Annotated in this window: 17 protein-coding genes; 14 read left to right on the forward strand and 3 right to left on the reverse strand. The window is 35.9% G+C overall.

Features of this window, described 5'->3' with window-relative positions; all coding sequences use genetic code 11:
* Nucleotides 1-51: 51 nt before the first annotated feature.
* Complete coding sequence (locus tag ACQ76T_RS00500; RefSeq protein WP_431341400.1) at nucleotides 52-1,098, reverse strand: hypothetical protein; 1,047 nt, start codon at nucleotides 1,096-1,098, stop codon at nucleotides 52-54.
* Between the two features lie 343 nt (nucleotides 1,099-1,441).
* Here ACQ76T_RS00500 and ACQ76T_RS00505 point away from each other — a divergent pair, with 343 nt between their 5' ends.
* The 10 genes from ACQ76T_RS00505 to ACQ76T_RS00550 all read left to right on the forward strand — a co-directional run bounded on the left by ACQ76T_RS00505 (nucleotide 1,442) and on the right by ACQ76T_RS00550 (nucleotide 10,391).
* Nucleotides 1,442-1,888 carry a type VI secretion system contractile sheath small subunit gene (locus ACQ76T_RS00505; protein WP_431341401.1) on the forward strand — a complete coding sequence of 149 codons (447 nt, stop codon included), beginning with the start codon at nucleotides 1,442-1,444 and terminating at the stop codon, nucleotides 1,886-1,888.
* 23 nt (nucleotides 1,889-1,911) lie between these two features.
* Nucleotides 1,912-3,273, forward strand: a complete 1,362-nt coding sequence (locus tag ACQ76T_RS00510) for a DUF5458 family protein (RefSeq protein WP_431341402.1) — start codon at nucleotides 1,912-1,914, stop codon at nucleotides 3,271-3,273.
* 77 nt (nucleotides 3,274-3,350) lie between these two features.
* Nucleotides 3,351-3,812, forward strand: coding sequence for a hypothetical protein (locus ACQ76T_RS00515; protein WP_431341403.1), 462 nt, complete (start codon nucleotides 3,351-3,353; stop codon nucleotides 3,810-3,812).
* Nucleotides 3,813-3,895: 83 nt separating this feature from the next.
* On the forward strand, nucleotides 3,896-4,930 hold the full coding sequence (mutY, locus tag ACQ76T_RS00520) for an A/G-specific adenine glycosylase (protein ID WP_431341404.1): 1,035 nt from the start codon (nucleotides 3,896-3,898) through the stop codon (nucleotides 4,928-4,930).
* A 44-nt stretch (nucleotides 4,931-4,974) separates the two neighbouring features.
* The gene (gldD, locus tag ACQ76T_RS00525) at nucleotides 4,975-5,532 is read left to right on the forward strand and encodes a gliding motility lipoprotein GldD (RefSeq protein WP_422691313.1); all 558 of its coding nucleotides are present in this window, start codon (nucleotides 4,975-4,977) and stop codon (nucleotides 5,530-5,532) included.
* A 27-nt stretch (nucleotides 5,533-5,559) separates the two neighbouring features.
* Nucleotides 5,560-6,483, forward strand: a complete 924-nt coding sequence (locus ACQ76T_RS00530) for a PfkB family carbohydrate kinase (protein WP_431341405.1) — start codon at nucleotides 5,560-5,562, stop codon at nucleotides 6,481-6,483.
* A gap of 86 nt (nucleotides 6,484-6,569) precedes the next feature.
* Complete coding sequence (locus ACQ76T_RS00535) at nucleotides 6,570-7,937, forward strand: peptidylprolyl isomerase (protein ID WP_431341406.1); 1,368 nt, start codon at nucleotides 6,570-6,572, stop codon at nucleotides 7,935-7,937.
* 107 nt (nucleotides 7,938-8,044) lie between these two features.
* A complete protein-coding gene (locus ACQ76T_RS00540) occupies nucleotides 8,045-8,545 on the forward strand; it encodes a hypothetical protein (protein ID WP_431341407.1) in 501 nt (166 codons plus the stop codon).
* Between the two features lie 71 nt (nucleotides 8,546-8,616).
* A complete protein-coding gene (locus tag ACQ76T_RS00545) occupies nucleotides 8,617-9,606 on the forward strand; it encodes an NAD(P)H-dependent flavin oxidoreductase (RefSeq protein ID WP_431341408.1) in 990 nt (329 codons plus the stop codon).
* A gap of 14 nt (nucleotides 9,607-9,620) precedes the next feature.
* The gene (locus ACQ76T_RS00550) at nucleotides 9,621-10,391 is read left to right on the forward strand and encodes an alpha/beta fold hydrolase (protein ID WP_431341409.1); all 771 of its coding nucleotides are present in this window, start codon (nucleotides 9,621-9,623) and stop codon (nucleotides 10,389-10,391) included.
* Between the two features lie 56 nt (nucleotides 10,392-10,447).
* Here the strand turns inward: ACQ76T_RS00550 and ACQ76T_RS00555 are convergent, their stop codons facing one another.
* The gene (locus ACQ76T_RS00555; protein WP_431341410.1) at nucleotides 10,448-11,068 is read right to left on the reverse strand and encodes an HD domain-containing protein; all 621 of its coding nucleotides are present in this window, start codon (nucleotides 11,066-11,068) and stop codon (nucleotides 10,448-10,450) included.
* Between the two features lie 24 nt (nucleotides 11,069-11,092).
* Nucleotides 11,093-11,392: a rhodanese-like domain-containing protein gene (locus tag ACQ76T_RS00560; protein ID WP_431341411.1), complete on the reverse strand. Its 300-nt coding sequence runs from the start codon at nucleotides 11,390-11,392 to the stop codon at nucleotides 11,093-11,095.
* A gap of 170 nt (nucleotides 11,393-11,562) precedes the next feature.
* Between ACQ76T_RS00560 and queG the strand changes: the two genes are divergently transcribed.
* The 4 genes from queG (at nucleotide 11,563) to ACQ76T_RS00580 (ending at nucleotide 14,723) form a co-directional block, all read left to right on the forward strand.
* Nucleotides 11,563-12,507: a tRNA epoxyqueuosine(34) reductase QueG gene (gene queG, locus ACQ76T_RS00565; RefSeq protein ID WP_431341412.1), complete on the forward strand. Its 945-nt coding sequence runs from the start codon at nucleotides 11,563-11,565 to the stop codon at nucleotides 12,505-12,507.
* Nucleotides 12,508-12,860: 353 nt separating this feature from the next.
* The gene (locus tag ACQ76T_RS00570; RefSeq protein ID WP_431341413.1) at nucleotides 12,861-13,544 is read left to right on the forward strand and encodes a TIGR02117 family protein; all 684 of its coding nucleotides are present in this window, start codon (nucleotides 12,861-12,863) and stop codon (nucleotides 13,542-13,544) included.
* A complete protein-coding gene (locus tag ACQ76T_RS00575) occupies nucleotides 13,545-14,192 on the forward strand; it encodes a murein L,D-transpeptidase catalytic domain-containing protein (RefSeq protein ID WP_431341414.1) in 648 nt (215 codons plus the stop codon).
* A 78-nt stretch (nucleotides 14,193-14,270) separates the two neighbouring features.
* On the forward strand, nucleotides 14,271-14,723 hold the full coding sequence (locus ACQ76T_RS00580) for an SRPBCC family protein (RefSeq protein ID WP_431341415.1): 453 nt from the start codon (nucleotides 14,271-14,273) through the stop codon (nucleotides 14,721-14,723).
* The last annotated feature ends 52 nt before the right edge of the window (nucleotides 14,724-14,775 follow it).

Consider the following 14,775-nt stretch of genomic DNA (forward strand, 5'->3'; position numbering starts at 1 on the left):
AAAATTGTTAGAAAAGAAAGAATCCGTCTCAATGCGAGGCGGATTCTCTTTTTAATATTCTTTTTTATAATTCTTAAGAACAAACTTGATCCCGGTTTCTATAATATCTCCCATCGTTTTACAATATTTGAAATTGACATCATAAGTGAGTTTTTGTAAAGCTGTTCTTAATTCTATGACGTTGGTCTCTGGCGCAATATTGTCTTTTTTCATAATAGAAATGAGTTCTTCGAATCTGTTTTGGCTGCTGGTCACTCTTTTGACGATCTGTGAACGTACTTCCTTACGGTACTGCTCTATGGAGCTCGGTTTTAGTTTTTCCAGGACCATATTCACCATTTGATTGTTTTCCTTAAAATACTGGGGAAGATAGACTTTCAAATTCCCCTCATAACTTTGCTGGTCAAAATCTATGGGGCGGATTCGGTAAATAACCTGGTCGAAATCATGGATGGGAATCACCACGTAATTATAAGAACGCATATCACCAAGGAGCCCTATGAGACAACGTTCATTGAATTTCACAAACTCCTTAGAAATCTGTGCCTTTTCCAATTCCGTACAGTTAAACATATGTTTCTGAATAAAAACATCTCCTGGAATTCCTAAAATATGTTCCTCAATCAACGTATTTTTGTAAACCAGAAAGTTAATTCGGTTGGGAGAAAGCAGATCTTCGAGTTCCAGTCCGAATATTCGGGAAGCATCCGCCTGTTTAATATAAAAATAGGTATAATTGTCATTAAGTATATTTCTCACCCGAACCCGAAAAGGTTTAGAATTTCCGAAAGTACAAAAGTCGATCGTATCCACTTTCAGATAAGGTAAGGTAGCGATATCCCCGTCAGAATGCAGAAGAGTATAGATTTTATTGAGATTGGCTTCTATTTCCTTAAACTCATGTTCAGAATATAATACCCCAAGCCACAAAGTATCTTTTCCGTCTTTATCCAGAATACTTACACTGTCACTGAATCTTAGAAGATCTTCATACAGAAACTTTATCTGCGTCGTTCTGTTATATTTTTCCAAGTATTGCTGTAGTGCCTCTGAAACTGGAAATATGGGCTTTCTAAATGCTATTTTTACATCTTTCATGACGCTTTTTACTTTGTTTAAATATAAAAAATATTTTTTGTAAGGCCTGAAGAACTCCTATTTTAGTAGTCATGGGAAAAGTGTACGACGCACAAAAATTTATTTATTTTTTTCTTGAATTACTTTATTTATTTTTTCATAGCTTAGTGATATCATAAGATTTTGATTTTATGTTAAATAAGGAGAGGAAAATTTAAATAATTCAAGAAAAATCTTGACAAAATTTTGTATGTTACAGTTTTTTTTTAAATTTAAACATTGGATTGGTAATTTATTCGATTCGTCTGTAAATTACTCAAAGACAGATCCAAACCAAAATAGTAAATCTCAAAATAATAATAATATGGCAATGTTTAATTATGGTGTTGGCGGCAACGAGGTAAAAGTAGACGCTAATGAAGCTATTCAGGAAATACAGGAAAATAAATCACTGATAGTAAGCCAGCTTACAACAGATGAATCTTATACCCCTGAAATTGTAACAGGATTGAAAACCGTGGAAGATGTTTTCAAACATTTCCAACCTTCTGTATCTGTACAGCACGAATCAGAAGACGGAGCAATGGTGGAAGAAGAATTCCGTTTTCAGAACCTTGGTGATTTTACCCCGAAAAGCCTTACTCAGAAGTCAGATTATCTGCAGCAATTGAGCATGGAACAGGAACAGTACAATAAAATAGTACGTCAGCTGAAAACAAATAAAATTCTACGCAATATGTTGGAGAACGAGCAAACAAGAGCAGCGTTCATCGAAGTATTGAAAGATGTAGCACAAGAACTTGAAAAATAATTAAAGACACTTACACTTAAATCATGGATAGCAAATTACAGGCACAAGAAAGTCAGCAGCAGGGGCAGCAGCAACATTCCGGCCAGCCGAAAGGCAACCCGCTTGCAGAGCTCAATAAAATGGGAGGTTTTGGCTTTGTTGAATCCGTTGTAGACGGTATCGCCAATATGAACCCGACAAGAAAAGCAAGAAAGGAAATCTTCCTGAATGATAGCAATAAGTCAGATGAAAGAAAAGAACTTCTTCAGAAGATCAACCTTTGGGTAAGCCTTCTGGAAGGAAATGAATCTGCAGATAAAATGGCCGATACGTGCAAAGCAAAAGCACAACAGGCTGATCAGAATCTAAAAACAAACCTGAAAAATACACTGGATGCCGTTCGTATGTTGGAAACCAACTATAGAACAGTAGCTCAATTCTACAAAAATACAGAATTGGATAAAGTGGATAACGTAAGCATTGTGAATGCAAGTATTGATCAGGTTTCAGACCTTGATAATCCTTTATTCATCGATGCAATCTCAGAAGAATTCAAAAATTACTACGACCGTCTTGACCTTAGAGATAACTACTCAATCCTTGCGATTCCTGGATACTTAGGATCTAATAAAGTGATCGAGAAATGGGCTAAAATCTGTAACGAAAACAAAGTAATGATGGTTACAGACTTCGCCAACCTTGATAAGCCGGATGATGTGGTAGATTTATTCCACTCTGCCAACCTTACCGGAGGCGAACTTCACAGAAGTAACGTTATTATGACGTGTAACTGGCTGGTAGGTCGTGGAAAAGCTGAAGAAGTTGGAGAAGAAGAGAATGTAGAACTTCCACCTTCCACTTCATTAGCAGGTAAAATTCACAAAACCCTGATGTCTCAGGTAGCAGCAGGTAAAAAGCATGGTAACATCAACGAAGTTGACGCTGTAAAATTCGAATTGAAGAAAAGCGAAATTTCTCAATTGGAAAAAATGGGTCTTGTACCTATGGTAAATGAGTACGGGAAAATAATGGCTTTCTCTGCAAAGACATTATTTACAGGAGACAATATCGGTCTTCAGACGTATTCCGTAGTTCGTGTATTCGACTATGTAACCAAAGTATTGCTTGACTTCCTGAACAGAAGAGCCTTCGAAAACTGGAATGCCAAAAACGAAGACGATTTGAGAAGACAGATCGTTACCTTCCTTGATAATATCAAAGGACCGGACAAATTAATTGAAAAATTCAAAATTGTTCGTTTCGAACAGGATAGAGTGAACAAAGACAGAGTATGGCTGGATATCCGTATGACGCCTTATTTCCCAACAAAAAGTTTCGTTATTAAACTAGACGGACACAAAGGAGATGATGGTAACGAATGGGATGCAGAATATGCTCAGGAGTAAAATAAACCTACTTTAAATAATAAAAACCGATGCATTATACATCGGTTTTTTTTCAACCAACACCTATGAAATTGAATATGAATAAAAAACTTATCATAAGCTTACCTGCTTTATTGATGGTACTTCTGGTAAGTTGTGAAAAAAAATACCAAAGCCCTGGCCACTATGAAAACGATCTGTTTTCCGATGAACGACAGGAAGGGAAGGCTTATATTATGAATAAAGAGGAATGCTTTGATGGGAGTGAACTTGTTGTCGCAAGCTCAACGGTAAAATTGGCAGATAGCTCTAAAGATCGTGGAAAATCATTTTTCCTGTATAAAGTAAGCTCAGGAAAAGTCTTAAAAACGGTCAGAGATTCCACAGTAGAAATACCTATGATGTTTTTGTCTCAGTACAAGTTAAAGATTCAAAATAACGACTCCATGTATGTTTATCTGAAAAAGCTGGAAGGGTACCGATTTATTGCAAAAGACAGAAATCTTAAATATCAGTGGCTAAAAGCAGCTCCTGTATATTCTGTGAAAGCTGATAAATAAATTTTATCTTTGCAGGCAGAATATGTTTCAAAGCCGTGTCAAATGAATTTGAAGCATATCATTAAAAAGATAAACAAAAATTTTTGGAGAAGGACATCAGGAGTTCAGATTTTTTGCACATAGGCAATAATATTCTGGATTGGTATAAAAACAATGCAAGAGATCTGCCTTTCAGACAGACAAAAGATCCGTACAAGATCTGGATCTGTGAAATTGTATTTCAACAGACAAGGATCAACCAGGGTCTTAATCATTACAATAATTTTATTGAGCGTTTTCCGGATGTGAAAACATTGGCAGAAGCTGAAGAGAATGAAGTTTTACTGTATTGGAAAGGATTGGGCTACTATTCAAGAGCCATTAATATCCATAAAGCTGCCCAGCAAATCATGAATGATTATAAAGGTGCCTTTCCTGATCAGTATGAAGAAATTTTACAACTGAAAGGAGTAGGGAAGTATACTGCAGCAGCTATTTCAAGTATTTGTTTCGATGGAAAAATACCTGCAGTTGACGGAAATTTCTACCGCGTTCTGAGCCGTATTTTTGCCGATGATTTTGATATTTCGAATTCTAAAGCATTTACCTATTTTTCTGAATTGGCAAAACTGGTAATGCCGGAGAATGTGGGAGATTTTAATCAGGCGATGATGGATATTGGTTCAGAAATCTGCAAACCCAAAAATCCGCTTTGTGGAGAATGTCCCGTAAATAAAGATTGCCTTGCTTTCTCGATGCAGAATATCTCCAATTATCCTGTGAAAACAAAAAAAGTGAAGGCAGAAGACCTTGCTTTGACCTATTATTTTGTGCACAGAAACGGAAAATTTTTGATCCGCCAACGAAAAGAAGACTTTATCTGGAAGAAATTATTTGAATTTCCCAACGCCATTTCTAAGGATATGGAAACATGCATTACAGGTTCTAAAACCATTAATCATAAACTGACCCACAAAAACCTAAGCATTGAAATCTTTAATGTTAATGTAGATTCTGAAGTGGTTTGGAATGATTTTGTTGCTGAAAATCAATACCTGATCACAGATGTGGAAGGTTCTCATGAAAAATCCTTTCCCAAGCCATTGGAAAATTACATCCAAAACTCTCTGAAAGACTGAAATTTGTCTTCCGAAATCTGAAATCTAATTTGTACTTTTGCAAAATGATAAAAAAAGTCATTTTTATTTTTGTATCACTGCTTTTAATTTCATGTGGAAAAGATCCTGTTCCAAAACCTTATGGAGAACTGCGTCTTGAGTACCCCGCACCGAAATACCAGAAGTTTGTAAACGATTGTGCCTATACCTTTGAATATTCGGACTTTGCCAATATTACCCCGGCAAAGAAGCCTTGTTGGTTCTATCTGAATTATCCTAAAATGAAGGCGAAGATTTTCGTTACCTATTACCCGATACAGAATGACTTTGCACAACACATTAAGGAGGCCGAAAAAATGGTATATGAACATACCATAAAAGCCAGTTCTATAGATACAAAATCCTTCGAATACCCTGAAAAAAAGGTATACGGAAACTTCTATGAGCTGAAAGGGCAGAGTGCTTCCAATCTTCAGTTTTACATTACAGACAGTACGAAACATTTCGTAACTGCTTATCTATACTTTAATTCGAGACCGAAACCGGACTCTCTGGCTCCTGCAGTGAATTATATCAAAAATGATATGAAACATCTGTTGGATTCCTTTGAATGGAAAAAATAATTACTTTTAATATACATTGAAAAATATATGAAACTTTTAGTTGTAGGAAGTGTTGCATTTGATGCAATTGAAACACCATTTGGTAAAACGGACAAAATTTTGGGAGGTGCAGCCACTTATATTGGGATCACTTCATCTATTTTAGGCGTTAAATCCGGTATCGTTTCTGTAGTAGGAGGAGACTTTCCACAGGAGCACCTTGATATGTTTACAAACAGAGAGGTAAATATTGAAGGAATTGAAATCGTGAAAGAAGGAAAAACATTCTTCTGGTCAGGAAAATACCACAATGATCTGAATACAAGAGATACGTTAGCTACTGAGGTGAACGTATTGGAAAATTTTGATCCGAAAATTCCGGACTCAATGCAGGATGCCGAAATTTTATTACTTGGAAACCTACACCCGGGTGTTCAGTTATCTGTATTGGAAAAAATGAACAACCGCCCTAAACTTGTTATCCTTGATACCATGAACTTCTGGATGGATTCTGCTTGGGATATTTTGATGGACATGATTGCTAAAACAGACGTTATTACCATCAACGATGAGGAAGCAAGACAACTTTCAGGAGAATATTCTTTAGTAAAAGCTGCTAAAAAAATCCATACAATGGGACCTGAGTACGTGATCATCAAAAAAGGAGAACACGGAGCTTTACTTTTCCATGACAATAAAGTATTTGCGATCCCGGCTCTTCCATTGGAAGATGTTTTTGACCCAACAGGTGCTGGAGATACTTTCGCAGGAGGTTTTGCGGCTTATCTTGCCAAAAAAGGTAAAATTGATTTCGAAACCATGAAATCTGCACTTATCGTTGGTTCTGCAATGGCTTCATTTACTGTTGAGAAATTTGGAACTGAAAGAATTGAAGAAGTAAATGAATCTGATATGTTCAACAGATTGAGACAATTTAAAGAATTAACAACATTTGATGTTGAACTGCAGTAAATAAGTCTTTTTAAGAAATATTTATAATAAAAAATTGAGTAAAATTCGTTAAGAATTCTAAATTTGCAACTTGTTAAAATAGTAAAATGACAAATAAACTAAAAATCACTTTTCTCCTTGGGATTTTCATCATGATGTTTTCTTCCAATATGATGAATGCCCAGCTAAAACCAGGAGATTTAGTGGATGGTATTGCTGCTGTTATAGGTAATGAGATCGTTTTGGAATCTGATGTAACCGAGCAGATGAATTATGGGAAACAGCAGGGAGCAAATAATACAGACAAATGTGAGTTCCTTGAAAACCTGATCAACAATAAGCTTCTTGTATACGAAGCAAAAAAAGATACATTAATTGAAAACCGTTCTGCTGCCATTAAAGAACAGGCTAATGCAAAATACCGTCAGTTGCTTTCTCAATTTCCGGATGAAAAAACATTGCTTGCTGCTTATAAGTTCAGAAACTCTTATGAGATGAAGAACGCTATCGAAAAAATTGATACCGATCAGTACTACGGACAGGCAAAATATCAGAGAATTACAGATAAGGCAGATGTAACGCCAAATGAGGTGACAGACTTTTACAACATGTACAAGATGCAGTTACCGCAGGTAAAGGATGAAGTTACTTTAGCCCAGATCATGATTTACCCTTCTTTAACGGAAGCTCATAAGCAGGATCTTATCAAGAGACTGAAAAAGATCAAACAGGATATTCTTGGCGGGGAAACGTTTGAAAGCCAGGCAAGAATCTATTCTGAAGATGAAGGATCTGCTTCCAACGGAGGTTTGTATAAAAATATCAACAAAGGACAAATGGTAAAACCATTCGAAGCTGCTGCGTTAAACCTTCAGGAAAATGAAATTTCAGAACCTATTGAATCTGAATTCGGATACCATATCATTCAGTTACTGAAGAGATCAGGTAAAGTATATGATGCGAGACACATTTTGTTAAAGGCTACTCCTACAGATGAGGAACTTAAGACTGCAAAAATAAAGCTCGACAGTATCAGAGGATTAATCCTTGATGGTAAAATGACATTTAAAGATGCGGCTTTCAAGTTTTCAGATGACAAAAGAACCAAGTTCAATGCAGGAATTGTTCCTGGAGCAGACGGTTCTGATAAAATTGAAAGAGAAAGTATCCCTGGGACAATCAGCTACGAATTGGCTGGTTTGAATAAAGGAGACATCACTACCGCTTTTGAAGATGATGATAACAGAAGAAAAGTTGTTAAGATTCTTAAAATGGAAGATGTGATTCCTGCTCACCAGATTACTTTGGAAACAGATTTCAGCCGAATCAAGCAGATGGCGCTGAATAAAAAGAAAAATGAAATGATTGAAAAGTTTGTCAACTCTAAATTACCAACCACTTTCATTTCCATAGATGGGCGTTACAGTACCTGTGATTTCAAAGCTAATTGGAAAAAAGACTCTATCAAAAAATAATATCAAAAACCTTCAGAATTTCTGAAGGTTTTTTGTTTGATGAAAGTATACTGAAATTTTAGTAATGCTCATATACTGTATTGTATATCTTTACAAAAATTTTGAAAATGGATTTTACTTATTATCTTAATGAATTTCGTTTGTCGGCTTCAGAGATATCAGGAGAAGAGTTGGATAAGGATCATCTTAAGATCACCATTGATGTTGTACTGGGATCCGTTGCTCTTAAAATTCATAAGCCTCACTGGTATGGCAATTCAAAAACAACAGAAGGGGAAACAGGGCGGATTTTCTTTTCAATATGGCTTAATGATAAGACGATAGAAGAAGGACGGATTTACTATAATATTCATGCATTAAAACTGCGTGAGCTAAAACAATATAAAATTGCCAGCCGGGATTTTGCAGAGAATTTTAGAACCCTATTTTCAAAATATCAAAAATATTGGCCGAATGTGAGCGTTAACTATGGTCCGCTTACTTTAATGCAGGGATGGATAGAGCTGAAAAATGAAACCCTGCAGAAAGATATGGGTACACTGATTCAACAGTTTGTGAACCTCAGTTCTATCATTGATCAGGTTCTGGAAAAATATAAAAAACATTGATTTTTAATCTGCCTGTATATTTTTTAATCAGTACAAGAGCCTGATAATACTTGTTTTTAGTATTTTTACATATGAGTAATTTTATAGATTTCAATGCTGCAAAAAAACTTCATGATATGCAGACTAGCCAAAATAGAATTTCAGAACTTTTTAATATTAAATACCCCATTATACAGGCCGGAATGATCTGGCATTCAGGATGGAGATTGGCTTCTGCTGTTTCCAACTGTGGTGGATTAGGGTTAATTGGTGCAGGAAGCATGTATCCGGATATTTTAAGAGAAAATATCCAAAAGTGTAAGCAGGCAACAGACAAACCTTTCGGGGTAAATGTTCCTATGTTATATCCTAATTTGGAGGAAATTATTCAGATTATCCTTGAAGAAGGAGTGAAGATTGTTTTTACTTCAGCAGGTAATCCTAAAACCTATACCGAAACTCTTCAAAAAGAAGGAATAAAAGTTGCCCACGTCGTTTCTTCTACCAAATTTGCTGTGAAATGTGAAGATGCAGGAGTTGATGCTATTGTTGCTGAAGGCTTTGAAGCTGGCGGGCACAACGGAAGAGACGAAACAACAACTTTCTGCCTTATTCCTAACGTAAAAAGACATATATCCAAACCGTTAATTGCTGCAGGAGGAATCGCTTTAGGGTCACAGATGAAAGCAGCTATGATCTTAGGGGCAGACGGAGTACAGATCGGGTCGCGTTTTGCCGCCACTACAGAAGCCAGCGCCCATGAAAACTGGAAAAATAAGATCGTAGAATTGCAGGAAGGAGATACACATCTTACTTTAAAAGAATTGGCTCCTGTAAGAATGGTGAAAAATAAATTCTTCAATGAACTGGAAGAAATTTATCAGACAGGACGCAATAAAGAAGCCTTAATTTCATCATTGGGAAGGGCTAGAGCAAAAAAAGGAATGTTTGAAGGAGATATGGAAGATGGTGAATTAGAAATAGGACAGGTTTCTGCCCTGATTAATGATATCCTTCCGGTTGAAGCTGTTTTCAATCAGTTATTGAAAGAATTTGAAGAAGTGAAAATGCCCCAATTTTAATATAATTTTATTCGATGGAAGGGAGAATAATTGATGTAAAGAACAAGAAATTATATATAGAATACAACAATTCATTAGAAGATAGGCCTACCCTGGTTTTTTTGCATGATTCATTAGGCTCAGTACAGCTTTGGAGAGAACTGCCCGCAAAACTGGCTGAAATCACACAATGCAATACCCTTGTTTATGATCGGTTGGGATATGGAAAGTCATATCCGATGCCTACTCACGAGAGACCGGTAAATTATATGGAACTGGAAGCCGATATATTGAATGATCTTTTAACGGAGTTAAATATCAACAAAGCTATTCTCTTCGGGCACAGTGACGGTGGAACAATAGCCCTTATTATGGCAGCCAAATATCCTGAGAGAGTGAATGCCGTAATTTGCGAAGCCGGGCATATTTTTGTGGAAGAGGTAACATTGAAAGGAGTTTATGACGCCTGGGAAGCTTATAAAACAACGAATCTTCCGGAACGTCTGCAAAAATATCACGGTGATAAAGTGGAAACGCTCTTCAGAGCCTGGACCGAAACCTGGACCCGTGATGATTACAGAAGCTGGAATATAGAATATCTCCTTAAGAATATTACTTCACCATTACTATTTATTCAGGGGGAAGCTGATGAGTATGGTACTCTGGATCAGGTTGAAAAAACCGTTACGCAGGTGAGTGGAAATACAGAAAAATATATCATTCCAAAAGTAGGACATACTCCTCATAAGGAAGTTCCAGAGCTCGTACTGGAAAAAACCAAAGAATTTATAGGTATATATTTTTAATATAAGATATGATGAAAGACACTTTTGAAAGGTGTCTTTTTTTGATATAAAAACTATTACAATAATCGAAGTTCGGCGGCAATATTTTTCTTTGCCTGTTCTTCATATTGATCTTTAAAATATTCAGTTTTAAAAATATTTTCAAGCTCCAGGAAATGTTTGAGGACTTTTTTTCTTCCAGGTTTATAAAGCAGATCCGGATAAATGGAGTATTCTTTTCTTATATTTTGAATGTAATGTGAATAAATAGTCCAATCTTTCCCCAAAATAGAAAGATCAGCATCCAATAGATAATTAATATCGTTAGTGTCCGATTTATGATGGTATTTTGTAGCAAGAATTTCTTCTGAAATCAAAGTGATCTCATTGGTAGCCAATCCAAGTTCTTTAAGTCTTTTTTCAGCCGTTAAAGCACTCCTCTCCTCATTAGATTTAGACGTTGCATCATAAATAATATCGTGATAGAATACAGCGAAAGAAATTGCCGGAAAATTAATAATCTGATCTTTCACTTCTTCCAACTCTGCAAACATACTGCTCAGATGGAGAAGATTATGATAGTGTCTGCCTTTTTCAGCATACTTTGTTTCAATTTCCTTCCATAAAGAGAAAATGAAAGCCTGGTTTTCAGTAAAGGGCGAACAAAGCTGTACAAAACGATCTTTTAAATTCATCATGAAAAAGTATAAAAAAAGGAACTTTTAAAAAGTTCCTCTGTTTGCTTCAAGTGTATCTTTCAGTTCAGCCCAGCCACCGCCGTTATAGCCGTCCTTTAATCCCTGAGAAGTAAGGTATTCTAAAGCTTTTCCACTTCTGTTTCCACTTCTGCAGAATAAGATTACCGGTTTCTCGATAGATAAAATCTCTTCCTGTCTGTCTTCTACTTCACCAAGAGGAATATTCTTAGCACCTTCTATATTTCCGTCCATTTCAAGCTCCATTGGCTCACGAACGTCAATCAATTCATAGTTTCCAGATTGTATTACTTCTATTAAAGACATAGTTGTTTATTTTAAACATTAAATTATGAACCAAATTACGTAATTTTTTTTTGAAAAAAATCTTAATGAAGGCATAAATTTTAAGAAAAGAAACAGCATAGAAGTTATGTATGAAAATAATTGTACCCTGAAAGATTCGTAAAATAATCTTAGTTTTGCAGTGTGAAATTATGAATGCAAATGCCGAAAAATATTCTCAACTTATAAAAGCCAAAGCAAAAAGTTTTGGTTTTCAGAACTGTGGTATTTCAAAGGCTGATTTTTTAGAGGAAGAAGCACCCCGCCTTGAACGATGGCTGAAGAACAACTTCAACGGACAAATGGGATATATGGAAAATCATTTCGACAAAAGACTTGATCCAAGACTTCTGGTTGAAGGTTCAAAATCTGTTATTTCACTTTCTTATAATTACTTTCCTGAAGAAAAAATATCCATACTGGAGAACTATAAAATATCCAAATACGCTTACGCAGAAGATTATCACGAGGTGATCAAAGAAATTCTCCGTGAGATGGTTGCCGAACTGCAGGAAGAAATTGGAGAGTTCGGTTTCAGAGTCTTTGTAGATTCAGCGCCCGTTCTAGAAAGAGCCTGGGCTCGAAAGTCAGGAATAGGATGGGTAGGGAAAAATGCCAACCTTATTACAAAGCAAAATGGCTCTTTTTATTTTCTGGCTGAAATTATCTGTGAGCTTGAACTCGTTCCCGATCATGAAACCACAGACCATTGCGGAACCTGTAGAAAATGTGTTGATGCATGTCCTACAGATGCTATCGTTTCAGAAAAGATTATTGATGGCAGCAAATGCATTTCCTATGCAACCATAGAGCTTAAGGACGAAATTCCGGCCCATTTTAAAGATAAGATGGAAGATTGGATGTTTGGATGTGATATCTGCCAGGACGTGTGCCCATGGAACCGTTTTTCAGCACCCAATAAACAAAGCCGTTTTAAGCCTAACGAAGCATTGAAAAACTTCAAAAAAGGAGAATGGAAAGAACTTACCCAAGAAATTTTCTCAGAGATCTTCAGAAAATCACCTGTGAAAAGAACCAAATTTGCAGGTCTGAAACGTAATATTGAATTTTTACAGAAATCTTCAGACTTACTTTAGGCTCAACTTTTGGTGACAATTCCTTCTTTGGAATTTTTCTCATTTCCAAACTAAAGCAGATAGACGACCATTCCTTCAACTTTTTGCTGTAAGGAGGTAAAGATTTTTTTCAATAAGTTACTTGAAAAGCCTTTCCTAAAAAGAAAAATTGATTTTCAGGAGATCAAATCTCACCGAAAATCAACGTTTTTTTTGTATTCTTTTTGGAGCAGTTTTTACTCTTACTTTAAATCTTTTCTGGGATTTGGTATTTTTACGCATATTTGTGAATATTTCGTAATTAAATTTAACGATTTTTTCGATTAAAACAAATACTTTTACAAAAAAGTGTAGATTAAATTTTATTAAAAAACATGACGGTGAAAATTATTTTAATGTATGTTCTCAAAACGATAGGAATCATTTTGGGATTAGTTCTTATCTATGTGCTGCTGGGGCTTGGATTGCCCTTTATTTCTGTTTCTGCCAAAGATGACGGACAAAAGAAAGAAATACCTATTTATATTTATACCAATGGAGTGCATACAGATATCGTAATGCCTGTGAAAAACGATCTTCAGGATTGGAGCCTTAAAATTCCTTTTGCGAATACAAAATCTAAAAGAACAGACTATCATTATATCGGAATAGGATGGGGAGATAAAGGTTTCTACCTGGATACACCAACCTGGGCTGACCTAAAATTATCTACAGCACTGAAAGCTGCATTTTGGCTAAGCGATTCAGCAATGCACTGTACATACTATACTACCATGAAGGAAGGCGAAGATTGTAAAATGATCATGATAAGCAAAGGACAGTACGAAAATCTTGTGAAATACATAGAAAACAAATTCGACAGAGACGAAAACGGAAATTTCATTCTTATTCCTACCAATGCGGTATACAGTGACAATGATGCTTTCTATGATGCTCAGGGTACTTACAGCTTTATGTATACCTGCAATACATGGTCTAATAATGCTTTAAAAGCTGCCGGACAGAAAGCTGCTCTTTGGACACCAACAGATTTTGGAATTTTTCAACACTATAAATAAATGAAGTATGTTTTTTTGCTATGTGCGTTTACTTTCATTTTTTCCTGTAGTAAGGAAAGAAAAGGAAATATAGTAAGAGAAATGGTTATTTCAGATGAGGTTGAAAAGAAGCCTGAAACAGATTTACTTAGACTCGAAGCAAAAGCTGAAGAAGCCTTGAAATTCTGTCAATCCCAGAACTTGAATTCAGATTTCTGTATTCTGATTGATATGAGCCTTCACTCGGGCGTTAACCGTTTTTTTATCTGGGATTTTAAAAAGAATACTGTTTCCGGGAAATATCTGGTGGGACATGGCTGTGGAACCCATTCATGGAGTAAAGATGATTCTAGAGATAATCCTGGGTTCAGTAATGATGATGGCAGTCATCTGTCATCCCTTGGAAAATACAAATTGCAGGGAAGAGGTTACAGCGATTGGGGCATTCATGTGAAATATCTGATGCATGGGCTTGAAGAGACCAACAGCAATGCCTTGAAGAGGTTTATTGTGTTTCATTCCTGGGATCAGATGAGCGATAAGGAAGTCTTTCCAAAAGGATCTCCTGAAGGCTGGGGCTGTCCTACAATTTCTAATAACGCGATGCGGGAGATTGACCCAGTGATTCAGAAGGCTGGAAAACCCGTTTTAATGTGGATCTATAATTAATGACGACATGTTAATCTATAATCGTAATTTTGATGTGAAAAATTAAACACATTCGTTTTTGAATATAAAACAATTCGTATGAAACACCAACTTGTAAGGGAGCAGCAGCTGGGCTGTGATATAGAAACAGCATGGAAATTTTTCTCTTCAGCCAACAATCTGTCAGAGATCACTCCAAAAGATATGGGTTTTATCGTTTTAACAGAAATGAAGGATGATGAAATCTATGAAGGAATGCTGATTGATTACTATGTTTCCCCGTTGTTCGGAATTAAAATGAAATGGCAGACCGAAATTACTCACGTAGATTTTCAGAAAAGCTTTATCGATTTTCAAAGAAAAGGTCCATATAAATTATGGAACCATCATCATGAATTTATTCCCAATGAAGAAGGGGTATTAATGAAAGATACAATTGATTATGAGCTTCCGATGGGCTTTCTGGGTGAAATAGCTCACAATCTCTTTGTCAGAAAGAAACTGGAACATATTTTTGATTACCGCTTCAGAGTACTCCGTAAATTATTTTAGCTATTCAATTTTAATCATTCAATAGAAACGGGCTTTAGTCCGTTTAAAAATG

Source organism: Chryseobacterium sp. JK1 (assembly GCF_050632815.1).
Lineage (GTDB): Bacteria > Bacteroidota > Bacteroidia > Flavobacteriales > Weeksellaceae > Chryseobacterium.